Genomic DNA, 22,963 nt, shown 5'->3' on the forward strand with positions numbered 1-22,963 from the left:
ACCCACGAAACAGGAAGCACAGACCGATGCGCCAGCGAACCACCAACGCCCCATCAAGAGTCGTCGGGCAACGCGGCTTCACCCTCATCGAACTGATGGTGGTGATCGTCATCCTTGGCCTGCTGGCCACGGTGGTGATGATCAACGTCATGCCCAGCCAGGACCGTGCGATGGTCGAAAAGGCGCGCGCCGACATCTCGGTGCTGGAGCAGGCACTCGATGCCTACCGGCTCGACCAGTTGGCCTACCCGCGCACCGAGCAGGGACTGCAGGCCCTGGTATCGGCACCGGCGGGGCTGGCGCGTCCGGAACGCTATCGTCCCGGTGGATACATCCGCAGGCTTCCGGCCGACCCGTGGGGCAACCCCTACCAGTACCGGCAACCGGGACGCCGCGGTGCCTTCGACGTGTTCTCGTTCGGTGCCGATGGCGTGGAAGGCGGCGAAGGCGACAACGCCGACATCGGCAACTGGCAATGACAGCGATGTGATGGGTAACTGGGTGATGGTCGGTTCGTCATCGGCGGGTTGTGACCAGGCGAAGCGTGCCAACGGCAACGCCGTGGCGCGGTTGAGGCCGTTTGCAGTCACGAACCGCAAGCCACGAATCACGGCGCCGCCCGGCTTCACCCTCGTCGAACTGATGGTGGTGCTGGCGATCCTCGGCGTGGCCGGGGCCGCGGTCGCGCTGTCGCTGCCCCCCGGCGATGCCAGCCTGCACCGGCAGGCCGACGCCTTCGCCCTGCACCTGCAGCGTGCGCGCGAGGAAGCCATCCTCGCGGCGCGTCCCGTCCGCGTGCGGGCCGACGCCGACGGTTATGCGTTCGAGGCGCGCACCGGCCGTGCCTGGCAGCCGCTGGCCGCGCCCGCCTTCGCGTCGCGCCGCTGGCAAGGCGAAACGAGGCCCCTGCTCGCGCCGCGCGAACCGCACGTCACGTTTGCGTTCGAGCCTACGGGGAGTGCGGAAGCACGCACGTTGGTGCTGGCACTGGGCGACCATCGCGCCGCCGTCGTCGTCGAGGTCGCAGGCAAGGTCCGGGTGGACGATGCGATGCGCTGACCGTCAATCCGGGTTTTCGCTGATCGAGCTGCTGGTGGCGATGGCCGTGTTCGCGCTGGTGGTGCTGGCCCTGCTCAACCTGTCGGGGGAGAGTACGCGCACGGCGGCGCACGTGGAGGAACGCGTGCTCGCCGGCATCGTTGCGCAGAACCTGGCCGCAGAAGCCATGCTGCTCGAGCCGCGCGCACTCGCAACACCCGCTGCCGGGGTGGAAGAGCTGGGGGGGCGTCGCTGGCGCTGGCTGCGCGAGCCCAGCGAGGTCGATACCGGCGACGGTGGACGCTTGCTGGCGATACGGGTGCGCGTCGGCCCGGGCGACGGCGACCGCGTCAGCATCGACACGCAGTTGTTCCGGGCCGTGCCGTGACGCGACAGCCACGTCGCGCGCAGCGCACGCACGCACGCAGCCGGGGATTCACCCTGCTGGAGATGCTGGTCGCGATGGCGGTGTTCGCGCTGCTCTCGGGTGCCGCGGTGCTGGCGCTGGCCCATGCCGCCGACCAGCAGGCCGCGGTGCGCACCCACCTGGACCGGATGTCGCAGCTGCAGCTGGCGCACGGCCTGCTGCAGGCCGATCTGTCGCAGGCCGTCGCACGCCGCACGCGCCGCCCCGATGGCGGCGCCGACCGCCATGCCTTCAACGCCGCCCCGCGTGATCCGCGCCTGCCGCTGCTGGCCTTCGTGCGCCATGGTTGGGACAACCCGGACGACGCGCCACGCGCATCGCTGCAGTACGTCGAGTACCGCATCGCCGATGGCCGGCTGGAGCGCAGCGCGCGCAGCGACCTGGATGGTGCCCGCCCGGGCACGCCGCAGGTGCTGCTGGAGGGAGTGCGCGCCGGATCGCTCGCATTCCACGTCCAAGGGCGCTGGAACGATGGCTGGATCGGTGGCCAGGAGGCGTTGCCCGACGCCGTGGCACTGGAGCTCGAGCTGGAGCATTACGGCCGTGTGCGCCAGGTGTTCCTGCTGCCCGGTGCGTCGACATGAGTCGGCACTGTGTCCCGCCGCGGCCGCACCGGCAGGCCGGCATGGCCTTGCTGACCGTGCTGCTGCTGGCGATGGTGATGTCGGTGCTGGTGGTGGCAATGCTCGATGACGTGCGCTTCGGCCTGCGCCGCAGCGCCAATGCCAGCGACATCGCCCAAGCGCGCTGGTACGCGCAGGGGGTCGAACAGATGGCGATGCAGCGCATCGCCGGCCTGGCGTCCGGCGGCAGCGTGGACCCGCGCCTGTGGCAGCGCCGCATCGTCGCGTTCCCGGTCGAAGAGGGGCACGTCGAAGCCACCATCGAGGATGGCAGCCGCTGCTTCAACCTCAACAGCGTGGTCGAGGGCATGCCCGGGCAGTGGCAGCGCCGCGAGCTGGGCGTACGCCAGTACCTTGCGTTGCTGGCGGCACTCGGCTTTCCCGCCGAGCAGGCCGAGACCATGGCCGACGCGCTGGTGGACTGGATCGACAGCGACCAGGTGCGCTCGCCGCGTGGCGCCGAGGATGCCGCGTACCTCGGCCTGCGGCCTGCGTATCGCACGTCGGCCACCCTGCTGGCCGACGCCAGCGAACTGCGCGCGATCCACGGCTACGCCGCGCCCGCCTATGCGCGCCTGCGCCGGCACGTCTGCGCACTGCCGATGGCCGCGCCCTCGCCGCTCAACGTCAACGCCCTGACACCGGACGATGCGCCGCTGCTGTCGATGCTCACGCTGGGCGCACTGGACCCGCTGGCCGGGGCGCGCATCATCGCCGCGCGCCCGGCCAGCGGCTGGCGCGACGCCGTCGCGTTCTGGGCGACGCCCGGCCTTGCGAGCAGCGACGTGCCGAGCGCCGTGTACGAACAGGTGTCGCTGCGCGGCGACTGGTTCCGCGTGTCCGCAGACGTGCGCTACATGGATGCACGCGTGGACATGGGCACCCTGCTGCACCGAAGGCCCGACGGGCGCGTGGCGCTGGTGGCACGGCGCTGGAGTGGAGAAGACTGACGATGCGACTGGTGCTCTTGCCAAACGACCCCACGGGCGATGCCCTGTGCCTGCACATCGGCGCCGATGGCAGCCTGCTCGAACGCCGGCTGCTGCGCGCGGACGCAGCCTCGGCCGGCCCGCGCCTCCGCGCCCGCGTGGTGGTCCCGGGGACCGAGGTGCGCGCACTGTGGCGCACCTTGCCCTCACGGCGCGCGGACCAGGCGATGGCCGCGGCCCGGCTGGCGCTGGAGGACCACGTGGCCGGGGACCTGGCTGCGATGCATGTCGCCCTCGACCCCGCCGCCGATCCCGCGATGCCGCGATGCGTGCTGGCGACCACGCACGCGTCGATGCAGGGCTGGCTGGCGCAATGCGAGCGTCTGGGCATCACGCCCGAGGCGCTGCTGCCGGACTACCTGCTGCTGCCGCCTCCGGACCACGACGAGGCACTGCATGTCGTCCACTGGCAGGGCGAGGTGCTGGCGCGAGGGCGCACGCAGGCGTTCCGCGTCGAAGCGACGCTGCTGGCCGTCGTCGCCGACGCCGACGCGATGCATGCCCTCGACGCCACCACCACCGCTGAGGCGATCTTCGCGCGCCATGCCGTTGCGGCATCTCCGGACCTTCTGCAGGGACCGTACGCACGTCGCGACGGGCCGCGCACGCGCCTGAGAAGGCGCGTGCGCGTGCTCGCGGCACTGGCGCTGTTGTCGCCCGCGCTGGTGGATGGCGCGCTCGCATTGCGGCATGCGGTGGCTGCGCAGCTGCTGCAGTCGAAGGCCACGGCGGTGCTGGCCACGCATGGTGCCGGCGGGTCGGACAGTCCCGATCCCGCGACAGCCGCTGCGGCGCTACTGTCACGGACGACCTGGCCGGACGCATTGGCTTCGCGGATGGATCTGCTGTCGCAGGCGATTTCGCACGCGCCGGGCGCACGGCTCGACGCGCTCACGCTGGAACGCGCCGCTCCTGCCCTGGCTGGCGTGCAGCACCCCGACTCCGCGACGCTCGATGCGATCCGCACGCGCCTTGGCGACAGCGGGCTGGATGCCGTGGTAGTGGACACGCAGGCACTCGGCGACGGCTTGCGCAGTGAGCTTTCGCTGGAGGTGCGCCCATGAACGGATTGCACGCCCTCCAGACGTGGTGGCAGGCGCGCGACGTCCGCGAACGGCGCTTGCTGTGGCTGATCCTCGCGGCCCTGGCGGCCTTCGCGTGGTGGTATGGAATGCTCACACCGCTACGACAGGTCCGGGAGACCGCGCATGCTTCGCACCAGCGCGCCGCCGACACGTTTGCAGTCGTGCAGGCCGCCGCAGCGCGGCTGGCAACGCAGCCCGGCGACGCAACAGCGCCAACGACGCGCGAGGCGGTCTCGGCGGCTGTCGTCGACGCCGCCCGCGCCACCGGCGTGGCCATCACGCGCGATCGCGACGGCGAGCCGGGCACATGGCTGGTCGACATCGACGCCGTGGACCATGCACCGCTGGTCGCGTGGCTGGAACAGATGCGCCGCCAGCACGGATTGGCCCCTGACGCGCTGCACGTCACGACCGGGAACGGACAGCTGCGCGTGCATGCGCGGTTCCTGGTTCCGACGCCACCCGCGCCGGGACGCTGAGTCGCCCCGGCGCGGATGCCGGGGGCCGCGTGCATCAGAACGCGAACTGGGCCCGCAGCGCGTATTGCCCGGTTTCGTCGCCGGTGGCGCGGTTGTCGCCTTGCGTGTAGTTGAGCATGAAGCGCAGGTTCGGGTTGACGTAGTAATTCAGCCCGAGGATCCAGCTGCGTACGTCCAGCGCGGCCACGTCGCGGTTGCGGATGGCGTCGTAGCGGGCGGTCAGTTCCCACTGCCCGTCCGCGCCGACCTTCGGCGAACCGAACACACCGGTCGCCGACTTGTAGGGCTTGTGCGCGCCGCCGAACAGCCAGCCGCCCTGCACGTACCAGGTCTGGACGTCGCTGTCGCCGCCGCCCTGCTGGCCGAAGCTTGCGCGCACGTACTCGGACTGCGCGAACGCGGACCCCATTGCCGCTGCGACTTCCAGCCCATGCGCCGTGACCTCGCCGCCACTGGCGCTGGTGGTGACGGCAATGGTCTGCGCGGGACCGCGCCGACCGGCGTAGTTCGCCACCGCGGCGATATCGGCCGAACCCAGCCGCACGTCCTCGTGGCTGGCCCATGCACCCAGGTGCAGCGTACGGCCCTCGTCGTTGATCGGGGCATAGGTGACGCGGCCCGCCACGCCATGGCCCTCGTTGCGCGGCCCGTTGGCACCGCGCAGGTTGAACACGCTGAGGCCGGCGGTGTAGTGATCCCCCGAGCGCTGGTAGCCCACGCCCTGCTGGAACTGCCGGCCGTTGAACAGGCCGCTGCCCGATGCGAACGGGCGCTCCATCATCAGGATCTCGTTGGAGCTGGTCAGTTCCTCCATCGACCGGTAGGGCTTGAACTGGCCGATGATCGCCTTGCCGCCGAACAGCGAGGTACCGATGTACGCATCGCGCAGACCATCGAGGTTGCTGCCGGCCGCGAAATCCTGCTCAAGCTTGTAGTCCCATCCATAGGCCTTGCCCTGCAGGGTCAGGCGCGCGCGCCGGAATTCGGTGGTGCCGATGGCCGCGGCGATGTCGCGATCGAAAGCATACGCGTCGAAGTGCACCCGCCCGCCCAGCGACACCTCGAACGCCTTGTCCGCCGAAACCACCTTCAAGCCGCCTCGCGTATCCACCGATGGCGTGGCCGATCCGGGTTCGGCCACGCCCTGCTCGACAGCGCCAGGGGATGCGTCCGCAGGGGGCGACGCGGTTGCGCGCGTCTCGAGTTGTTCGATGCGCGCCTGCAACTGCTGCAGTTGCGCCTTCAGCAAGGCGATCTCTTCGGCGTCGCTGGCATGCGCCGTCGCCGGTGCCGCGGCGGCAATCGCCATTGCGAGGACGGTCGGAAGCAACAAGGGTTTCGACACGGGATACTCCGGGCTGGGGGTCGGTCTCGCGATCGAGGCCAGCACTCGGCCCGCGCGAACGCAGGAAAGCCTGGGCATCGATTGTGACAACACGATGTCAATCGTGACAATTTCATTTCCCGGTTGTGTTTGTTTCGTGACAGTGGTCTTCAGGCCATCCGAGGATCGACCGTGGCTGTCATGCAACCGAAACCTGCGGATCATCAACCTGCCATCTGGGCGGGGTCCACTATGCGCAGGCCATCCGCAGAGGCGCGCCCTCCCACGTTCCCCGCGGCTGCAAGCCGGCAGATCTCTCTCCCCAATTGGCGTCCTACGCTCCCCATCGGGCCCTCGGGCCCGTTTTTTTGAGCCCCTCTTCCCGGAACGCCCCGGAGGATGTCATCCGCCTGTAACAAAAACATCATTTCATAGTCCGGCCAGTGCCGCCCCGAGCGGCGTCCTACTTCCGGAGATTCCATGAAAGCCATCCAGGCGCGCACCGCCCTTCTCTCGTTCGCAGCAGCGTCGCTGCTCGCCGCATGCGGCTACGAAAGCGCAAGCGGGAGCCAGGAGACCGCCGCCACGGGCGGCACCCAGCGAGGTGCCCAGATCACGGGCGCCGGCGCCACCTTCATCTTCCCCCTGGTGTCGAAGTGGTCGGCGGACTACAGCGCGGCCACCGGGAACCGGGTCAACTACCAGTCCATCGGCTCGGGCGGCGGCATCGCCCAGATCAAGGCCGGCACGGTCGACTTCGGCTCCAGCGACAAGCCGCTGCCCAGCGAGGAACTGGCCGAGGCCGGCCTGGTCCAGTTCCCCTCCGCCATCGGCGGCGTGGTCCCGGTGGTCAACATCCAGGGCCTGCAGCAGGGCGAACTGCGCCTGACCGGCCCGGTGCTGGCCGACATCTTCCTGGGCAAGGTCAGTACCTGGAACGACCCGGCCATCACCGGCCTCAACCCCGGCGTCAGCCTGCCGGACGGCAAGATCAGCATCGTCCACCGCTCGGACGGCTCCGGCACCACGTTCAACTTCACCAACTACCTGTCCAAGGTCAGCCCGGACTGGAAGAGCAGCGTCGGCGAAGGCACCTCGGTGCAGTGGCCCAGCGGCGTCGGCGGCAAGGGCAACGAAGGCGTGGCGTCCTACGTGCAGCAGATCCGCGGCTCGATCGGCTATGTCGAGCTGGCCTATGCGCTGCAGAACAACATGCCGTATGCGCAGATGCAGAACGCCGCCGGCAACTGGATCCGCCCGAACGAATCGTCCTTTGCGGCCGCCGCCGCGAACGCCGATTGGGCGAACGCGCGCGACTTCAACCTGGTCATCACCGACGCCCCCGGTGCCGACGCCTGGCCGATCACCGCCACCAACTTCATGCTGATGCACAAGCAGCCGCGGGATGCCGCGCGCAGCCGGGCCACCCTCGACTTCTTCAAGTGGGCGCTGGAAAACGGCCAGGCCCAGGCAGCGGAACTCCACTACGTGCCGCTGCCGGCGGAGCTGGTGCAGCAGATCGAAGCCTACTGGGCAGCGGAAATCCAGCAGTAACGCACTTGCGATACCGTCAGGCCTGACCGGCCACGCCACGGACGCACGCACCCGCGTGCGTCCCGCTGGCTGGGCCGCCAACACGGCGGCCAGGCAGGGCGGAACACTGGAACGGACGGCGCCCGTCTCCGGCTTGCCGTTCCACATGTGGACTATCGAACGAACCGGGATGCCATGAACGCCACCGCCCTCCCCGCCGCCGGCGCTCGCGATACACGCGACGCCCGCAATGACCGGCTGTTCCGCTGGCTGCTGGTTGCCACCGTCGCGTTCGTCATGGTCGCCCTGGCCGGCGCCGCGCTGTCGATGCTGTGGGGCGGTCGCGACGCCCTCGCTTCGCAAGGCCTGTCCTTCTTCTTCTCGACCGAATGGAATCCGGTGGAGAACAAGTACGGCGCACTGGTCCCGATCTACGGCACCGTGGTCACGGCCGTCATCGCCATGCTGGTCGCGGTGCCGGTGAGCTTCGGCATCGCCTTCTTCCTGACCGAGGTGGCGCCGCGCTGGATGCGCGGACCGGTCGGCACCGCGATCGAACTGCTGGCCGGCATCCCGTCGATCATCTACGGCATGTGGGGCCTGTTCGTGCTGGTGCCGGTGATGACCACGCACGTCACGCCGTGGATGAACGACCACCTCGGCACGATCCCGGGCATCGGCATGCTGTTCCGCGGACCGCCACTGGGCATCGGCTTGCTGACCGCCGGTTTCGTGCTGGCGATCATGATCATCCCCTTCATTTCCTCGGTGATGCGCGAGGTGTTCCTCACCGTGCCCACGCGCCTGAAGGAATCGGCCTACGCCCTCGGCGCGACCAAGTGGGAGGTGAGCTGGAACATCGTGCTGCCCTACACCCGGTCGGCGGTGATCGGCGGCATGTTCCTCGGCCTCGGCCGCGCGCTGGGCGAAACCATGGCGGTCGCCTTCGTGGTCGGCAACTCGGTACGGTTCTCCGCATCCCTGCTCGAGCCGGGCACCACCATCGCCGCACTGATCGCGAACGACTTCGGCGAAGCCACCGAAACCTACCGCTCGGCCCTGCTGCTGCTCGGCTTCGTGCTGTTCGTGGTGACCTTCGTGGTACTGGCCATCGCCCGCCTGATGCTGATGCAGCTGGCGCGCAGGGAGGGCAACTGATGAGCGCACTGGGCATCCAGGTCAAGACCGAAGCGGAACTGCGCACCGCCGACCGCCTGTACGGCAAGCGTCGCATCTACAACGCCGTCGCCATCATCCTGGCGGTCGTCACTGCGTTGTTCGGCCTGTTCTTCCTCGGCTGGATTTTGTGGACGCTGGCCTCGCGCGGATTGGGCGGCATCAACTGGGCGCTGTTCACGCAGATGACCCCGCCTCCGATGCAGGAAGGCGGGCTGGCGAATGCCTTCTTCGGCAGTGCGGTGATGTGTGGCCTGGCGATCCTGATCGGCACGCCCCTCGGCATCGCCGCGGGCACATGGCTGGCCGAATACGGCAACGCGCGCAAGGCCGGCACCGTCGTACGGTTCGTCAACGACATCCTGCTGTCGGCCCCTTCGATCGTGCTGGGTCTGTTCGTCTACACCCTGTTCGTGATGCAGACCGGCGGTCGTTTCTCGGCACTCGCGGGCGCCATCGCGCTGGCCTTCATCGTGCTGCCGGTGGTGGTGCGCACCACCGACGAGATGCTGCGGCTGGTGCCGGTGCAGATGCGCGAAGCGGCGCTGTCGCTGGGCGTGCCGCAGTGGAAGGTGATCATCCAGGTGCTGTACCGCAGCGCTTCGGCGGGCATCGTCACCGGCATCCTGCTGGCGCTGGCCCGCATCTCCGGCGAGACCGCGCCGCTGCTGTTCACTGCATTCGGGAACCAGTACTGGAACAGCAACATCCTGCAGCCGATGGCCAGCGTCCCGGTGGTGATGAACCAGTACGCGGGCAGCCCGTACGAATCCTGGCAGCAACTGGCCTGGGCAGGTGCGCTGGTGTTGACACTGTTCGTGCTGGTGGTCAGCCTCGTCGCTCGTGCCATCCTGCTGCGCAACAAGATATCCCATGACTAACCTCGGACCGGACACGGCCATGAACGACATCCAATCCGCGCCGTCGCAACGCATCAGCGTGGCCACGCAGGGGCGCGGCGCGCTCGCGCCCTCCCCGGTCAAGATCGCGGTCCGTGACCTCGACTTCCACTACGACAAGTTCCATGCGCTGAAGAAGATCAACATGGACATCCCCGAGAAGCGGGTGACCGCGATGATCGGACCGTCCGGCTGCGGCAAGTCCACCCTGCTGCGCATCTTCAACCGCATCTACGCGCTGTACCCCAAGCAGGAAGCCAGCGGGGAACTGCTGCTGGACGGCGAGAACATCCTGTCGCCGAAGTACCCGATGAACCGCCTGCGCAGCAAGGTGGGCATGGTGTTCCAGAAGCCGGTGCCGTTCCCGATGACGATCTACGAGAACGTCGCCTACGCCATCCGCCACCACGAGAAGCTGTCGAAAAAACAGCTCGACGAGCGCGTCGAACACGCGCTGCGCCAGGGCGCGCTGTGGGACGAGGTGAAGGACAAGCTGGGCCAGAGCGCACTGGGCCTGTCCGGCGGCCAGCAGCAGCGGCTGTGCATCGCCCGCGCCGTGGCGTTGCGCCCGGACGTGCTGCTGCTTGACGAGCCGACGTCCGCGCTCGACCCCATCTCGACCAGCCGCATCGAGCAGCTGATCGAAGAACTGAAGCTGGACTACACCATCGTCATCGTCACCCACAACATGCAGCAGGCGGCGCGCGTCTCCGACTTCACCGCCTTCATGTACCTCGGCGACCTGGTCGAGCATGACGCCACCGAGACCATCTTCTCCAATCCCTCGAAGCAGCAGACCGAGGACTACATCACGGGACGATTCGGCTGATGAACACCCAACCGCACGACCACATCGTCAAGAGCTACGACGAGGAACGCCAGCGCCTGATCGGCGAGATCCTGCGCATGGGCGAGATGGCTGCCGCACAGCTGGAAGCCGCGCTGGACGTGGTGGACCGCCGCGACGACAAGGCCGCCGCGCGCATCATCGCCAACGACGAAGCCATCGACGCGCTGGAGCACGTCGTCAGCCAGGACGTGATGAAGCTGGCGCTGCGCGGCCCGATGGCGCGCGACCTGCGCGAGATCCTCGCGGCCCTGCGCATTTCCGCCGACATCGAACGCATTGGCGACTACGCCGCCAACGTGGCCAAGCGCTCGACCGCGCTGAACCTGTCGCCGCCGCTGCCGCTCACCCGCGGATTGAACGCGATCGGCCAGCTGGCGGTCACCCAGATCCGCGACGTTCTGCAGGCCTACCGCGACAACGATGCCGAAGCCGCGCAGCGCGTCCGCGCCAAGGATGCGGAGATCGACACGCTGTACACCGGGCTGTTCCGCGAGTTGCTGACCTACATGATGGAAGACGCGCGCGCGATCACCCCCTGCACGCACCTGCTGTTCATGGCCAAGAACATCGAGCGCATCGGCGACCACGCGACCAACATCGCCGAGAACATCTGGTTCCTGGTCCACGGCGACGACGCCCTGCCGCCGCGCGAGAAGCGCGACGGCACCAACACCGCCACCACGCCCTGATCCCGCCGGCGCCGCCCCTCGCCGGGGCGGCGCGCGGCATGCGCCGGTCGGTCGAAGCCAGCAGCTCTGCTACGCTTGCGCGATGACTCACGCCGCCGCATCGCCCACCGCGTCCGCATCGCCGATGGCGAAACGCTTCCGCGGCTACCTGCCCGTGGTGGTCGACGTGGAAACCGGCGGCTTCGACTGGAACCGCCATGCACTGCTGGAAATCGCCGCGGTGCCGCTGGACCTCGATGACGATGGCAGGCTGGTACTGGGCCAGACCGCCAGCGCGCATGTCGACCCGGCCCCCGGTACGCTGATCGACCCGCAGTCGCTGGAAGTCACCGGCATCGACCTCGACCACCCCTTCCGCATGGCCAAACCCGAACGCGACGCGCTGGACCACGTGTTCGCACCCGTGCGCGCGGCGATCCGCAAGCACGGCTGCCAGCGCGCGATCCTGGTCGGCCACAACGCGCACTTCGACCTGAACTTCCTCAATGCCGCGGTCGCCCGCAGCGGACACAAACGCAACCCGTTCCATCCGTTCAGCGTGTTCGACACGGTCACCCTGGCGGGCGTGGCCTACGGGCAAACGGTCCTGGCCCGTGCCGTGCAGGCCGCCGGGTTCGACTGGAACACTCGCGAGGCGCACTCGGCGCTGTACGACGCCGAGCAGACCGCGCGCCTGTTCTGCACCATCGTCAACGACTGGCCGCGCGGCGCCACGCCGGCCTGAGCTTTCACGCACCGCAATCATCCGCGTCGCTATGTTCGAGGCTCCATTGCACAAGGAGCCGGACGATGCCCATCACACGCGCGAAAGCGACCGCACTGCTGAACCAGCGGGAGATGGCGCTCTACGACGACAGCCGCGCCAACGCCATCCGCGAACTCGATGAAAAGGCACTCTCGGTACGCATCTCCCGTGCGCGCGACCTGCGCGACCGCGCCCGTGACCTGGTCCAGCGCCAGAAACTCTCGTCCCGCGACAGGACCGGCAACAAGCGCGGCGCCAGCGGCGTCGCCAACCAGCGCAGCAAGGACAAGGTGGAGCTGACCACCGACATCCTGCGCCGGTTCGAGGCGCAGCTGGACAAGGTGGCCGACGCCAACACCGGCACCGGCAAGAAGGCTGCGAAGAAGAACGCGAAGAAGGCTGCAAAGACACCCGCTCGCAAGTCGGCAAGCCGTCGCAGCGACCGGCGCGACGCACGCAAGGCGACGCGCGACGCCACGCGCAGTGCCAAGGCCGCGAAACCAGCGGCGAAGAAGTCGCCTGCCAGGAAGACAGCCGCCGGCAAAACCACGAAAGCGGCGACCGGAAAAGCCGCCGACCGCAAGACGAAGTCCGCTGCAACCAAGGCGACTGTTGCAAAAAAGGCAAGCGCGAAGACGACGGAAAAGAAGCGCTCCGCGGCTGCCAAGCCGGCGCCTGCACGCAAGGCTGCCGCCAGGACCGCTGCGACAAAGTCACCTGTCGCCAAGGCTGCACGCAAGAAGGCCGGCAAGTCCGCCAGGAAGACAGCCACCACCAAACCGCTTACCCCCAGGCAGGCCTTGAAGCGCACGCAGTCGCTGCTCAAGGCCAAGCAGGAGCGCGATCGTGCGCCCAAGCCATGGGAGTCGCTGGACGGCGGTGCCTCCGCACCCGGCCAGCCCGGCTACCAGTCCGGTGCGGCCGCACGCCGGGCGCAGGAACTCCACGCAGGTGAGGCACGCATGCCCGCGATCAAGGGGAGCATCAGCACGCGGGACCGAATCAACCAGGGCAAGCGCGACAGCCGCAACAGCGGTTGATCGCACCCGCACGCAGCGTGGAGGCCGCGGATTTTTGCCCCGGCTTCCGGCTGCTTGCGTGCGTTCGCACGGCGTCAGTACCTCACGACCTCGGGCGCGTCGTGCGGCGTGACGCCCCTCAACCTGCTGCAAGCTTCAATCCGATGATGCCCGCCACGATCAGTCCAAGGCTGACAAAGCGCGCGGCGTTGGCCGGTTCGCCCAACAACACGATGCCCAGGATCGCGGTGCCCACAGCGCCCACGCCCACCCAGACCGCATAGGCGGTGCCGACGGGCAGCGACTTCATCGCCACGCCCAGCAAGCCCAGGCTGGCGACCATTGCCGCGACGGTGCCGAGGGTTGGCCACACGCGGGTGAAGCCCTCGGTGTACTTGAGGCCGATCGCCCAACCGATTTCCAACAGGCCTGCGAGCAGCAGGATCATCCAGGGCATGGTGGCACCTCCATCTTGACGATGGGGCCGTCCCCGGATGTGCAAAGGCGCCGGGTCGTCCCGGCGCAGGAGGATTCTTGCACGCATGGGTGCCTGCCGGGTGACCACCGGCTGACCCGGCAGTCGTTCTCAGCGCCGCGGCTTGCCGCCTTCCGACAGCCCCCGCGCGATGCCGTAGCCCGCGATCAGTATCCACGCCACCTGCATGAAGAACACCGGCGCGTTGAAGTTGACGATCACCGACACCAGCACGCCCATCGCCCCGACCAGATTGAGCAGCTGGTAAGTGATGCCGATGCCGGACAGGCGGCGCGCCTGCAGCAGGAAGAACGCAGCCAGCACCATGAAGGTCCCGGCGAAACCCACCCAGTCATGCCATTGCAGGTCGAGCGACATCATGTCGGATCCTCTCTTCTTCGTTGCGGATTGGTCGTTGGTGTCAGGAAAAACGCTGGCGCACGGCCTCGAACAGGCACACGCCCGTCGCGACGGAAACGTTGAGGCTTTCCACGCCCGGCGACACCTGCACCCCGGGCATCGGGATCGACACCAGCTGGTCGCAGTGCTCGCGCGTCAGCCGGCGCAGGCCATCGCCCTCGCCGCCCAGCACCAGGGCGACGTTGCCGGTCAGGTCCAGCTGGTACAGCGACGCATCGGCCTCGCCGACCAGGCCATAGATCCACACGCCCTGCTTCTGCAGGTCGGCCAGGCAGCGCGCGAGGTTGGTGGCGCGCACCACCGGAACGCTGTCGGCGGCGCCGGCCGAGGTCTTGCGCACGGTGGCATTGACCTGCACCGCCTTGTCCTTGGGGATGACGACGGCGGTGACGCCCGCCGCCGCCGCGCTGCGCAGGCAGGCGCCGAGGTTGTGCGGGTCCTGCACGCCGTCAAGCACCAGTATCAAGGCCTTGCCGCCGGCCTGCGCCACCAGCTCGGCCAGGTCATGCTCGTCCCAGGTCTTCGCCGCGGCGTAACGCGCGGCCACACCCTGGTGGCGCACGCCGCCGGCCACGCCGTCCAGCGCCTGCTGCGCGACGCGGCGCACGTCGATGTCCTTGCGCCGCGCGGCGGTCTCGATCTCCGCCAGCCGCGGGTTCTTGGCACCCGCCTCCAACAGCACCTCGCGCACGTGCGTGGCGTCGTGCTCCACCGCCGCAGCCACGGCATTGATGCCGACGATCCATTGGTTCTGCTTGCTCATGCGACGGTGGCTCGTGGAATTACGCGCATTGTAGAAGCCGGCCGCCATGCCCGCGACCAATGGGCCCGCCAGACCCGCAGGCGTCCGCTGGCGCCTGCGTCGGCTCGGGCGCGATCAGTATTTCTTCTTCTGCCGCCTCGCCGGCTGTCCACGCGGCGGTGGCGCCTTGGCACCCCGCTCCTCGGCCAGCCGGAAGTCGATCTTGCGCTCCTCCAGGCTGGCCTTGAGCACCACGATCCGCACCCGGTCGCCCAGCCGGAACTCGCGCCCGGCGCGTTCGCCCGCCAGGGTCTTGCGCACAGGGTCGAAGTGATAGAAGTCATTTGGTAGCTGGGTCACGTGCACCAGGCCGTTGACCTTCGACTGGTCCAGCTCGACGAACAGGCCGAAGCTGGTGACGCCGCTGATCGTGCCGTCGAACTCACCGCCGATATGCTGCTCCATCCATGCGGCGCGATAGCGCTCGTCCACCTCGCGCTCGGCCTCGGTGGCGCGGCGTTCGCGCTCGGAGCACTGCAGCGCCAGCGACGCCATCTCGCGCGGGGTGTAGTCGAAGGCATCGCGCTTGCCGCGCGCCAGCGCATGCTTGATCGCACGGTGCACCAGCAGGTCGGGGTAGCGGCGGATCGGCGAGGTGAAGTGCGCATACGCTTCCAGCGCCAGGCCGAAGTGGCCGATGTTGTCCGGCGAGTACACCGCCTGGCTCTGGCTGCGCAGGATCACCGATTCCAGCAGCGTGGCATCGGGCCGTTCGCGCACCTTCTTCAGCAGGTTGGCGAAGTCCTTGGGCTGCAGGCGCCCCCAGGGTGGCATCCGCAGCGCGAACTCCTTCAGGAACTCCAGCAGGTCGGCATACTTCGACTCCGGCGGCTTGTCGTGGATGCGGTACGGCGCCGGGATCTCCTTCTCAAGCAGGAAGCGCGCGGCCTCGACGTTGGCCGCGATCATGCATTCCTCGATCAGCTTGTGCGCATCGTTGCGCACCAGCATGCCCGCCTGGGTGACTTCGCCGCGATTGTCGAGCACGAAGCGCACTTCCGAACTCTCGAACTCGATGGCACCCCGCTTGGCCCGGGCCTTCGCCAGCACGTGGTACAGCTGGTGCAGGCGTTCCACCTGCGGCAGCACCGCACCCATCTGCTTGCGCACCTCGGCGTCGTTCTCGCCCACGGCCTTCCACACCTCGGTATAGGTGAGGCGGGCGTGCGAGTGCATCACCGCTTCGTAGAACTTCGAACCGGTGACGTTGCCCTCGCGGTCCACCTGCATGTCGCAGGCGAAGCACAGCCGGTCCACCTTCGGCTTCAGCGAGCAGATGCCGTTCGACAGCGTTTCCGGCAGCATCGGCACCACGAAACCGGGGAAGTACACGCTGGTCGCGCGCAGCTGCGCCTCGTCGTCCAGCGGTTCGCCGGGCCGCACGTAATGCGACACGTCGGCGATGGCGACGATCAGGCGGAAGCCGCCCTGGTTCGGTTCGCAGTAGACGGCGTCGTCGAAGTCCTTCGCATCCTCGCCGTCGATGGTCACCAGCGGCAGCGCGCGCAGGTCCACGCGGCTGCGCGCCTCGTCATGGGTCACGTCCAGCGGCACCGCGCCGGCATCGGCCAGCACCTGCGGCGGGAATTCGTGCGGCAACTCGTGGCCGTGGATGGCCGCCTCGACCACCAGCGACGGCGTCAGCGCATCGCCCAGCACCGCCAGCACCTTGCCGATCGGCGGGCGGCGTTCCTCTGCGGGCGTGGTGATCTCGCAGACCACGAGTTGCCCGTGGTTGGCGCCCAGCCGCGCATCGGCCGGCACCTGCACGTTGCGCTGGATGCGGCGGTCATCGGGCACCACGAAACTGATGCCGGACTCGAGGGTGAAACGGCCGATCAGGCGGTTGAGTCGCCGTTCCAGCACTTCGACGATCGCGCCCTCGCGGCGCCCGCGGCGGTCGACGCCGGTCACGCTGGCCATCACCCGGTCGCCGTGCATGGCCTTGCGCATTTCGCCGGGCGGCAGGAACAGGTCGTCGCCGGCACCGCTGTCGGGGCGCAGGAAACCGAAGCCGTCCGGATTGGCGATCACCGTGCCCGGGATCAGGTCCACCTGCCGCGCCGGCACGAAACCGCCGCGACGGTTCTGCAGGAGTTGTCCGTCGCGCACCATCGCGCCCAGGCGCTTGCCCAGCGCGTCGGCGCGATCGGGTTCGCTCAACTTGAGGCGATCGGCCAGCTCATCCGCCGACATCGGGCCGTCGGCCGAGGCCAGCAGTTCCAGGATCGCCTCGCGACTGGCAATGGGCCGATCGTAGCGCCGCGCCTCGCGTTCGGCGTGGGGGTCATGGAAACCGCCCTTGCGCCGGCCGCCAGCGGCAGGCTTGTCGCGCACAGGGCGCGTCGTATCGGCAGGGCGTGCAGTCTTCTTCCTGCCCCCCGCGCCTGCGGCAGGCGTCGCGGGCAGATCGGGCATCCACGGCGGCCGTTTCGCCGTCGCCTGTTGCCGCGGTTTGCGACCGCCCTCCTGCGCGCGTGACGGCTTGCCGCTGCTGGAGGGTCCCTTGGAGGGCGTCTTGCGGCCACCGCCGCGCTTGCCTGGAGTCCTTGTCATGCGCGGATGGTACACGCCGCCCCGTCACCGGCCCGTCCACCGCGGGAAGGGTTTGACATTGCCCGCGCCGCAACGCAACATACGCGGCCACCTGCCCAGGTGGCGGAATTGGTAGACGCACTAGTTTCAGGTACTAGCGGGTAAAACCGTGGAGGTTCGAGTCCTCTCCTGGGCACCACGTGGCACACGAAAAACCCCGCGAATCGCGGGGTTTTTTGCGTTCCGGGCCGGGCGCCACGGCGGCGCGGATTCGGATACGTCACGTCCAGCGCCAGGTGGTCCAGGCCCGCAGCGACTGCCCGGGCGGCAGGACCACCGGGTCGGCGTTGAACGCATCGGGCATGGCGGTCTGCGGTTCCACGCAGGTGGCGTGCGCGGCCTGGTCGTAGACCACCCAGCAGATGCAGTCCGACGTCATCGTGAGCGTTGTATCCCCGCGATGCACGCGCACCGGGCGCCGGTTGACGAAGCAGTCGTCCCAGGGCCCCGGCGGCGGCGCGGCCGGCGGCAGCGTGGCAATGCCCTCGGCATCGCGCGGAAAGATGGCATCGGGCTGGAAGTCAATGCGATCTGGCTTGCGGAACCACGGATGCCAACCCAGCGAGGCCGGCATGGGCCGGTCACCTGCAGTCACCTCAAGCACCAGGTGCAGGGTGTCTTCGTCCTGCAGGGTGATGCAGTGCGTGGCGCGACCACCGAAGGGCCATCGCATGTCCGTGGGCAGTTCCAGCGTCAGCATTGCGGTGGCGTCGCCGGGCCTTTCGAGCGTCCACGGCTGCGTGAATCCGGTGCCGTGGATGGCGTGCGCGCCGAAGTTCACCGGCAAGGCGTGCCCGCGTCCATCGAAGGCAAAACGGCCATGGCGGATGCGGCCCGCCCACGGCACCATCGGGAAGCAGCCCCAGGCGATCGCGGCATGATCGCCATCGTCGGGGCCGAACAGTTGCTCGATACCGCGATGGCGGATCTGCGCGATGCGCCCGCCCGCCTGCGGTGAAAGATCGACCGACAGTACGCCGCGCGTCAGCGAGGTCAACGGACCCGGCGGCAGCCGCTGCATCGCGCCCTGCACGGCCGCGTCCAGCGTGCCGGACTCAGCCGCCATAGGGGTCGATCGTCCTGATCCCCCCCGACGCCTCGTGGTGCAGTTCGGCCACCTTCACCGACCGCAGGTGGGTGATGCCGCCGGACAGCACGCAGTCGTGGTAGTACAGGTACCAGCGCTCGCCATACGCGATGATCGAGTGGTGCGTGGTCCAGCCGACCACGGGCAACAGCACCACGCCCTGCCAGGTGAACGGCCCGTACGGGCTGTCGCCCACGGCATAGCAGAGCTTGTGCGTGTTGCCGGTCGAGTACGAGAGGTAGTAGCGACCGTCGAAACGATGGACCCACGGGCCCTCGAAATAACGCCGGTCGTGGTCATCGGCACGCAGCGGCGTACCGTGTTCGTCGAGGATCACGATCTCGCGCGAGGGTTCGTCGAAACCGCGCATGTCGGCGCGCAGGCGCGCCATGCGCGGACCCAGCGCCCGCGCGTCGCCCGTCGGCTCCTCGTGCGCCGGGTCGAAGGCGTTGTCGCGGTACTTCTGCAACTGCCCGCCCCAGATGCCGCCGAAATAGAGGTACTGCGTACCGTCGTCGTCGACGAACACCGCCGGGTCGATGGAGTACGCGCCGGCAATGGGCTCCGGATCGGCGGTGAAGGGGCCTTCCGGCCGATCGGCGACGGCCACGCCGATGCGGAAGCGGTCGTCGGCGCACTTCGCGGGGAAGTAGAGGAAATAGCGTCCGTCGCGCGTGGCGGACGTGGGCGCCCACATCTGCCGGTCCGCCCAGGGCACGTCACGCACGTGCAGGATGGTGCCCATGTCCTGCGCCGCGTGTTCCGGCGTGTCCATGCGCAGCACGTTGTAGTCGGTCATCATGAAATGACCGCCTTCGTCGTCGAACGCGGTGCCGGCTTCGATGTCGTGCGACACGTACACGTAGACCTTGCCGCCGTACACGTGCGCGGACGGGTCGGCGGTGTAGATGTGCGTCACCAGCGGCTGCGAAATGGCTTTCGCGCCGAGCAGTTCGATGTCGTCCGTCGGCGATGGCTCACTCATGGATCGATGCGTCCGTGGGGCTTGCGGTCAAAGGGGTGCCGGTGGCTGCAGCAGCCGGCGCTCGCCCAGTTCGCGCTCGATGCGCGATTCCATGGGCTTGTCGATCTCGTAGAAGAACAGCAGCGCGACGCACAGCAGGAACGGGATCGAGCAGTACACGCTGACCGCCAGCTTGATGCCCTGCACCGCGCCCGGCGACTGCACGGCGAGATCCGGGTCGTAGCCGTAGAACGCGAGGATGCCGGCCACCAGCGCGCCGCCGATGCTCAGGCCGAGCTTCAGGCCGATCAGGATCGCCGAGAAGATGATCGCGGTGGCGCGGCGGTTGTTCTTCCACTCGGACCAGTCGGCCACGTCGGCCACCATCGCCCAGAGCAGCGGGATGGTGATGCCATAGGTGAACCCGTGCAGCACGTAAGACACCACCACCAGCCCCACCGCATCCGGCGGATACAGCCAGAACGCCAGCAGGAAAAGCGTCGACACGAACAACGCACTGCCGAACACGTTGCGCTTGCCGAAGCGGTCGGCCAGCGGTTTCGAGAAGCCGATGCCGACGATCATGAAGATGATGCCGCCGGCGTTGAACAGGCTGAAGGCCGACGTGGGTGCATCTTCCGGCCACTGGAACGCGGTCAGCCCCATGCCGGTCAGCACCGTGTTGAGCCCGGCGATGAAACCGTTGAATCCCACGTCCTGCAGGAACGCCGCCAGGTGCGGCTCGCTCATGTAGTACTGGAAGTAGTACACGTACATGCCGCCCTTGAGGGCAAGGTTGATGAAGACCAGGATCGTCGCCGCCAGCATGAGCATCCACGGCAGGTTGCGCGTCAGGTCCGCCAGGTCCTCGCGAACGGTCGACTTCTGCTCGGGCGTGGGCACCACGCGTTCGCGCGTGGTGAGGAAGGTGATCAGGAAGAACACCGTCCCGACGATGGCGAACAGCATCATCGTGGTCTGGAAGCCCCGTGCCTTGTCGCCGTCGCCGAGGATCAGCACCAGCGGCAACAGCAACACCTGGATCATGAACTGCGCCACCATCACCGCCACGAAGCGGTAGGCCGACAGACTGTTGCGCTGTGCCATGTTGCCGGTCAGCACGCCGCTGAGCGCCGAATACGGCAGGTTGTTGGCGGCGTACACCATCACCAGCAGCGTGTACGTTCCCAACGCGTACACCACCTTGCCCTGCGGACCAAGGTCGGGCGTGCTGAACGCCAGCAGCGACAGCACGCCGAACGGCACCGCCGTCCACAGGATCCATGGCCGGAACTTGCCCCAGCGCGTCTGCGTGCGGTCGGCCACGATGCCCATCAGCGGCGTGAACACGAATGCCCCCAACAGTCCGACCACGAAGATGATCGTTGCCGCGGTACCGGCCGGGATGCGGTACACGTCGGTGTAGAAGAACGCCAGGAAGGTGACCAGCGTCTGGAAGATGAGGTTGGCGGCGAGATCGCCGAGGCTGTAGCCGACTTTCTCGGTGACGGATAGCTTTTCGGCGGTACTGGTCATGGCATCTGCCGGCAATGGGATCGGAAGCGCGACGATCTCACGGCGCAGTCCTCCAGCGCCGGCGCATGCGGGGTGCACGTGCCATCCGATGAAAAATCACGGCCCGGCCGGTGGTCGGTCGCACCGGTGCGGGCCGTGGGAGGAAGTCGTGGAGCGTGGGCGACCGGGGACCCAATGGACTGGACGCAGCCGGGCCGCGTCCAACGAATCACCCGGACCGCATCGTCCCGCGCGGCGACTGCGCGCGCACCATGCCTGCCCTGCGTTCGCCAGCGATCTTGTCGGCCCTGTTCCGTCATCCCGCCCCCTGCAATACGACGGCCGGATGGCCGATGGCAACATGCGCAACATGTCCGCATTGTCCCGACACGAATGGTAGCGCTACCAATCAGGGTACGCACGCTGCATAGCAGCACGACCGCAGTGTCTGGCCAGAAGCGTGGATTCAAGGCTTCAGGCGTTGTCGCCGGCACATGCCACGGATCGGCATTGGCGCCCGTGGTACGCCTGTGTTACTGATAGCGCTATCACCTGTCGTCGAAGTGGTCGCTGCGATACCGGCACTCCCGAAGGGCCTGCATCCGCACTCCGGTCACTCCGACGACATCGCCGATTCGTTGCCTGCCGGGAGCCTTGCCCGATGAAACCCTTGATGCCCACCCTGCTGATGACCGCGACACTGGCCCTCGCTGCGTGCGGTGGCGCTCCCGCACCCGCCGGAAGCGCGGTCACTGGCGCCACGCCGGCATCCGCCAGCACCGCGCTGGCGCATGGCCATGAGAAGTTCCTCGGCAGTGCGCACAGCCCGCCGCAGGCGCGCGACTTCCTAGTGTACTGGAACAAGGTCACGCCCGAGAACGGCGGCAAGTGGGGCGAGGTGGAGGCCGAGCGCGGAGTGATGGACTGGACCGCACTCGATGCCGCCTACCGCACCGCCAAGGACAACGACCTGCCGTTCCAGATGCACGTGATGGTCTGGGGCAACCAGCAGCCCGAGTGGATCAAGACCTTGTCCACAGCGGAACAGCGCGCGGCGATCGAGCAGTGGTTCGCCGCCGTGGCCGCACGCTATCCCGACATCGATACCGTTGAAGTGGTGAACGAACCCCTGCACGACCCGCCATCGCAGGATGATGAAGGCGGCGGCAACTACATCGCCGCGCTGGGTGGCGATGGCGACACCGGCTGGGACTGGATCCTCGAATCGTTCCGCCTCGCGCGCCAGCATTTCCCGGACGCACAGCTGATGCTCAACGAGTACAGTGTGACCAACACCCCCGACAACACGCGGCGTTATCTCGAGATCATCCGCCTGCTGCAGGGCGAAGGGTTGATCGATGCCATCGGCATCCAGGGTCATGCGTTCTCGACCACCACCGAAACCTCGATGGACGTGCACCGGGAAAACCTGGATGCGCTGGCGGCCACCGGCCTGCCCGTGTACGTCACCGAGTTCGACGTGGATGGCGCCACCGACGAAGAACAGCTGGCCGACTACCAGCGCATCTTCCCGGTGTTCTGGGACCACCCCGGCGTCCGCGGGATCACGCTTTGGGGCTTCCGGCCCGGCATGTGGCGCACTGAACAGCGCGCCTACCTCGTCAACGAGGACGGCAGCGAGCGCCCTGCCCTCGCGTGGCTGCGGGACTACGTGCAGAGTGGCGTGGAGTAGCGGCAACGACCGTCACACGACATGGCGCACCCGGCTCGGGAGTGAGGCGTCGGCCTGTCCCATCCAGCGCGCCATCGTGCCGCGCGCCGCGCCAGACGACACGCCCTACGCCCGGGCGTCCTTCCACACTGGCGGCACATCGCTTCGTCAGCTGGTCGAGTTCCTTGAACGGCACAGGATCGACAGCCTCGAAGTTGAAGCACGATTCGCCCTGCATCCTCCCGCGCAATCCATCGCCGATGCCATCCAGCAGACCGGGATCCTCGTAGACCGCATCAGGTGATAGCCCCACGTAGGACTTCCTGGCCTGCACCACGCCGAAGAACGCCGCCTTGGCCTTCGGCGCGCGGGCTGGCGCCTCCACATAGGGGTTGCCCGGCCGGTCGGTCCTGATCGACAGGCCACCAGCATGCTTGCGCAGCACGTCGGACAGCACGGCGAAGATCAGGCTGTGCATGCGTGACACAAGGCCAATGCGCTGCGCGAAGGCTGCCTCCGTCAACCCGGAAGGCAACGCGATGCCCCCTGCGCTTGCA

Annotated in this window: 24 protein-coding genes and 1 tRNA gene; 16 read left to right on the plus strand and 9 right to left on the minus strand. The window is 68.1% G+C overall.

Translation table 11 applies throughout. The features are described from left to right. The first annotated feature begins 26 nt into the window (after positions 1-26). Genes gspG through gspM form a run of 7 tightly spaced genes read left to right on the plus strand, consistent with a single transcriptional unit; the run spans position 27 to position 4,641 of the window. Complete coding sequence (gene gspG / locus E2F46_RS02110; protein ID WP_133320503.1) at positions 27-479, plus strand: type II secretion system major pseudopilin GspG; 453 nt, start codon at positions 27-29, stop codon at positions 477-479. A gap of 10 nt (positions 480-489) precedes the next feature. Beyond that, positions 490-1,059 (plus strand): GspH/FimT family pseudopilin, encoded by a 570-nt coding sequence (locus E2F46_RS02115; protein ID WP_165967323.1) that lies wholly within the window; start codon positions 490-492, stop codon positions 1,057-1,059. Then, positions 1,046-1,426, plus strand: a complete 381-nt coding sequence (gspI, locus tag E2F46_RS02120; protein ID WP_133320505.1) for a type II secretion system minor pseudopilin GspI — start codon at positions 1,046-1,048, stop codon at positions 1,424-1,426. The genes E2F46_RS02115 and gspI overlap by 14 nt, the downstream gene beginning before the upstream one ends. Further along, positions 1,423-2,049 (plus strand): type II secretion system minor pseudopilin GspJ, encoded by a 627-nt coding sequence (gspJ, locus tag E2F46_RS02125; RefSeq protein ID WP_279512674.1) that lies wholly within the window; start codon positions 1,423-1,425, stop codon positions 2,047-2,049. The genes gspI and gspJ overlap by 4 nt, the downstream gene beginning before the upstream one ends. A gap of 41 nt (positions 2,050-2,090) precedes the next feature. After that, on the plus strand, positions 2,091-3,038 hold the full coding sequence (gspK, locus tag E2F46_RS02130) for a type II secretion system minor pseudopilin GspK (protein WP_133320506.1): 948 nt from the start codon (positions 2,091-2,093) through the stop codon (positions 3,036-3,038). Between the two features lie 2 nt (positions 3,039-3,040). After that, the gene (gspL, locus tag E2F46_RS02135) at positions 3,041-4,141 is read left to right on the plus strand and encodes a type II secretion system protein GspL (RefSeq protein WP_133320507.1); all 1,101 of its coding nucleotides are present in this window, start codon (positions 3,041-3,043) and stop codon (positions 4,139-4,141) included. Next, positions 4,138-4,641 (plus strand): type II secretion system protein GspM, encoded by a 504-nt coding sequence (gene gspM, locus E2F46_RS02140; protein ID WP_133320508.1) that lies wholly within the window; start codon positions 4,138-4,140, stop codon positions 4,639-4,641. Before gspL ends, gspM begins: the two co-directional genes overlap by 4 nt. 34 nt (positions 4,642-4,675) lie before the next feature. Here gspM and E2F46_RS02145 read toward each other — a convergent pair whose 3' ends face one another. After that, positions 4,676-5,986: an OprO/OprP family phosphate-selective porin gene (locus E2F46_RS02145; RefSeq protein WP_165967324.1), complete on the minus strand. Its 1,311-nt coding sequence runs from the start codon at positions 5,984-5,986 to the stop codon at positions 4,676-4,678. Between the two features lie 459 nt (positions 5,987-6,445). On the opposite strand from E2F46_RS02145, the gene pstS reads away from it, so the two are divergent. The 7 genes from pstS to E2F46_RS02180 all read left to right on the plus strand — a co-directional run bounded on the left by pstS (position 6,446) and on the right by E2F46_RS02180 (position 12,897). Continuing rightward, positions 6,446-7,519 (plus strand): phosphate ABC transporter substrate-binding protein PstS, encoded by a 1,074-nt coding sequence (gene pstS, locus E2F46_RS02150; RefSeq protein WP_133320510.1) that lies wholly within the window; start codon positions 6,446-6,448, stop codon positions 7,517-7,519. 174 nt (positions 7,520-7,693) lie between these two features. Then, entirely contained in the window at positions 7,694-8,656 is a 963-nt protein-coding gene (pstC, locus tag E2F46_RS02155) for a phosphate ABC transporter permease subunit PstC (protein ID WP_133320511.1), read from the plus strand. Further along, entirely contained in the window at positions 8,656-9,555 is a 900-nt protein-coding gene (pstA, locus tag E2F46_RS02160; protein WP_133320512.1) for a phosphate ABC transporter permease PstA, read from the plus strand. The genes pstC and pstA overlap by 1 nt, the downstream gene beginning before the upstream one ends. 19 nt (positions 9,556-9,574) lie before the next feature. Then, positions 9,575-10,402, plus strand: coding sequence for a phosphate ABC transporter ATP-binding protein PstB (gene pstB, locus E2F46_RS02165; RefSeq protein WP_133320513.1), 828 nt, complete (start codon positions 9,575-9,577; stop codon positions 10,400-10,402). Further along, positions 10,402-11,112 carry a phosphate signaling complex protein PhoU gene (gene phoU / locus E2F46_RS02170; protein WP_133320514.1) on the plus strand — a complete coding sequence of 237 codons (711 nt, stop codon included), beginning with the start codon at positions 10,402-10,404 and terminating at the stop codon, positions 11,110-11,112. Before pstB ends, phoU begins: the two co-directional genes overlap by 1 nt. A gap of 82 nt (positions 11,113-11,194) precedes the next feature. Then, on the plus strand, positions 11,195-11,836 hold the full coding sequence (gene rnt / locus E2F46_RS02175) for a ribonuclease T (RefSeq protein ID WP_133320515.1): 642 nt from the start codon (positions 11,195-11,197) through the stop codon (positions 11,834-11,836). A 65-nt stretch (positions 11,837-11,901) separates the two neighbouring features. Next, on the plus strand, positions 11,902-12,897 hold the full coding sequence (locus E2F46_RS02180; protein ID WP_133320516.1) for a hypothetical protein: 996 nt from the start codon (positions 11,902-11,904) through the stop codon (positions 12,895-12,897). 118 nt (positions 12,898-13,015) lie between these two features. On the opposite strand, the gene sugE is transcribed toward E2F46_RS02180, so the two are convergent. The 4 genes from sugE to rnr all read right to left on the minus strand — a co-directional run bounded on the left by sugE (position 13,016) and on the right by rnr (position 17,129). Next, positions 13,016-13,333, minus strand: a complete 318-nt coding sequence (gene sugE / locus E2F46_RS02185; RefSeq protein ID WP_133320517.1) for a quaternary ammonium compound efflux SMR transporter SugE — start codon at positions 13,331-13,333, stop codon at positions 13,016-13,018. A gap of 129 nt (positions 13,334-13,462) precedes the next feature. Next, entirely contained in the window at positions 13,463-13,732 is a 270-nt protein-coding gene (locus E2F46_RS02190; RefSeq protein WP_341777544.1) for a CBU_0592 family membrane protein, read from the minus strand. Positions 13,733-13,772: 40 nt separating this feature from the next. Beyond that, positions 13,773-14,534 (minus strand): 23S rRNA (guanosine(2251)-2'-O)-methyltransferase RlmB, encoded by a 762-nt coding sequence (rlmB, locus tag E2F46_RS02195; RefSeq protein ID WP_133320518.1) that lies wholly within the window; start codon positions 14,532-14,534, stop codon positions 13,773-13,775. 114 nt (positions 14,535-14,648) lie between these two features. Next, entirely contained in the window at positions 14,649-17,129 is a 2,481-nt protein-coding gene (gene rnr, locus E2F46_RS02200; RefSeq protein WP_133320519.1) for a ribonuclease R, read from the minus strand. A gap of 93 nt (positions 17,130-17,222) precedes the next feature. Between rnr and E2F46_RS02205 the strand changes: the two genes are divergently transcribed. Further along, positions 17,223-17,307 (plus strand) — tRNA-Leu (locus tag E2F46_RS02205). A gap of 81 nt (positions 17,308-17,388) precedes the next feature. On the opposite strand, the gene E2F46_RS02210 is transcribed toward E2F46_RS02205, so the two are convergent. From E2F46_RS02210 to E2F46_RS17630, 3 genes are read right to left on the minus strand one after another with little or no spacing between them, the layout of a single operon-like run. Then, positions 17,389-18,234, minus strand: a complete 846-nt coding sequence (locus E2F46_RS02210) for an aldose epimerase family protein (protein WP_133320520.1) — start codon at positions 18,232-18,234, stop codon at positions 17,389-17,391. Further along, the gene (locus E2F46_RS17625) at positions 18,224-19,240 is read right to left on the minus strand and encodes a glycoside hydrolase family 43 protein (RefSeq protein ID WP_243720267.1); all 1,017 of its coding nucleotides are present in this window, start codon (positions 19,238-19,240) and stop codon (positions 18,224-18,226) included. Before E2F46_RS17625 ends, E2F46_RS02210 begins: the two co-directional genes overlap by 11 nt. Positions 19,241-19,267: 27 nt before the next feature. Then, on the minus strand, positions 19,268-20,755 hold the full coding sequence (locus tag E2F46_RS17630; RefSeq protein WP_243720268.1) for an MFS transporter: 1,488 nt from the start codon (positions 20,753-20,755) through the stop codon (positions 19,268-19,270). A gap of 640 nt (positions 20,756-21,395) precedes the next feature. On the opposite strand from E2F46_RS17630, the gene E2F46_RS02220 reads away from it, so the two are divergent. Then, complete coding sequence (locus tag E2F46_RS02220; protein ID WP_243720269.1) at positions 21,396-22,427, plus strand: endo-1,4-beta-xylanase; 1,032 nt, start codon at positions 21,396-21,398, stop codon at positions 22,425-22,427. On the opposite strand, the gene E2F46_RS02225 is transcribed toward E2F46_RS02220, so the two are convergent. Beyond that, a complete protein-coding gene (locus E2F46_RS02225) occupies positions 22,357-22,884 on the minus strand; it encodes a hypothetical protein (protein ID WP_133320521.1) in 528 nt (175 codons plus the stop codon). The two genes, E2F46_RS02220 and E2F46_RS02225, sit on opposite strands and share 71 nt — an antisense overlap. Between the last annotated feature and the right edge of the window lie 79 nt (positions 22,885-22,963).

This window comes from Luteimonas aestuarii (genome assembly GCF_004357985.1).
Taxonomy (GTDB): Bacteria; Pseudomonadota; Gammaproteobacteria; order Xanthomonadales; family Xanthomonadaceae; genus Luteimonas; species Luteimonas aestuarii.

What these genes read in the sequence shown, in the direction of transcription:
- E2F46_RS02220 (WP_243720269.1), top strand. Translation starts at nt 21,396, where the DNA reads ATGAAACCCTTGATGCCCACCCTGCTGATGACCGCGACACTGGCCCTC.
- E2F46_RS02210 (WP_133320520.1), bottom strand. Translation starts at nt 18,234, where the DNA reads ATGGCGGCTGAGTCCGGCACGCTGGACGCGGCCGTGCAGGGCGCGATG.
- E2F46_RS02180 (WP_133320516.1), top strand. Translation starts at nt 11,902, where the DNA reads ATGCCCATCACACGCGCGAAAGCGACCGCACTGCTGAACCAGCGGGAG.
- sugE (WP_133320517.1), bottom strand. Translation starts at nt 13,333, where the DNA reads ATGCCCTGGATGATCCTGCTGCTCGCAGGCCTGTTGGAAATCGGTTGG.
- gspG (WP_133320503.1), top strand. Translation starts at nt 27, where the DNA reads ATGCGCCAGCGAACCACCAACGCCCCATCAAGAGTCGTCGGGCAACGC.
- pstA (WP_133320512.1), top strand. Translation starts at nt 8,656, where the DNA reads ATGAGCGCACTGGGCATCCAGGTCAAGACCGAAGCGGAACTGCGCACC.
- E2F46_RS02225 (WP_133320521.1), bottom strand. Translation starts at nt 22,884, where the DNA reads ATGCACAGCCTGATCTTCGCCGTGCTGTCCGACGTGCTGCGCAAGCAT.
- pstB (WP_133320513.1), top strand. Translation starts at nt 9,575, where the DNA reads ATGAACGACATCCAATCCGCGCCGTCGCAACGCATCAGCGTGGCCACG.
- rnt (WP_133320515.1), top strand. Translation starts at nt 11,195, where the DNA reads ATGACTCACGCCGCCGCATCGCCCACCGCGTCCGCATCGCCGATGGCG.
- rlmB (WP_133320518.1), bottom strand. Translation starts at nt 14,534, where the DNA reads ATGAGCAAGCAGAACCAATGGATCGTCGGCATCAATGCCGTGGCTGCG.
- gspK (WP_133320506.1), top strand. Translation starts at nt 2,091, where the DNA reads ATGGCCTTGCTGACCGTGCTGCTGCTGGCGATGGTGATGTCGGTGCTG.
- E2F46_RS02190 (WP_341777544.1), bottom strand. Translation starts at nt 13,732, where the DNA reads ATGATGTCGCTCGACCTGCAATGGCATGACTGGGTGGGTTTCGCCGGG.
- rnr (WP_133320519.1), bottom strand. Translation starts at nt 17,129, where the DNA reads ATGACAAGGACTCCAGGCAAGCGCGGCGGTGGCCGCAAGACGCCCTCC.
- E2F46_RS17625 (WP_243720267.1), bottom strand. Translation starts at nt 19,240, where the DNA reads ATGAGTGAGCCATCGCCGACGGACGACATCGAACTGCTCGGCGCGAAA.
- E2F46_RS17630 (WP_243720268.1), bottom strand. Translation starts at nt 20,755, where the DNA reads ATGACCAGTACCGCCGAAAAGCTATCCGTCACCGAGAAAGTCGGCTAC.
- E2F46_RS02115 (WP_165967323.1), top strand. Translation starts at nt 490, where the DNA reads ATGGGTAACTGGGTGATGGTCGGTTCGTCATCGGCGGGTTGTGACCAG.
- gspL (WP_133320507.1), top strand. Translation starts at nt 3,041, where the DNA reads ATGCGACTGGTGCTCTTGCCAAACGACCCCACGGGCGATGCCCTGTGC.
- phoU (WP_133320514.1), top strand. Translation starts at nt 10,402, where the DNA reads ATGAACACCCAACCGCACGACCACATCGTCAAGAGCTACGACGAGGAA.
- pstS (WP_133320510.1), top strand. Translation starts at nt 6,446, where the DNA reads ATGAAAGCCATCCAGGCGCGCACCGCCCTTCTCTCGTTCGCAGCAGCG.
- pstC (WP_133320511.1), top strand. Translation starts at nt 7,694, where the DNA reads ATGAACGCCACCGCCCTCCCCGCCGCCGGCGCTCGCGATACACGCGAC.
- gspM (WP_133320508.1), top strand. Translation starts at nt 4,138, where the DNA reads ATGAACGGATTGCACGCCCTCCAGACGTGGTGGCAGGCGCGCGACGTC.
- gspI (WP_133320505.1), top strand. Translation starts at nt 1,046, where the DNA reads ATGCGATGCGCTGACCGTCAATCCGGGTTTTCGCTGATCGAGCTGCTG.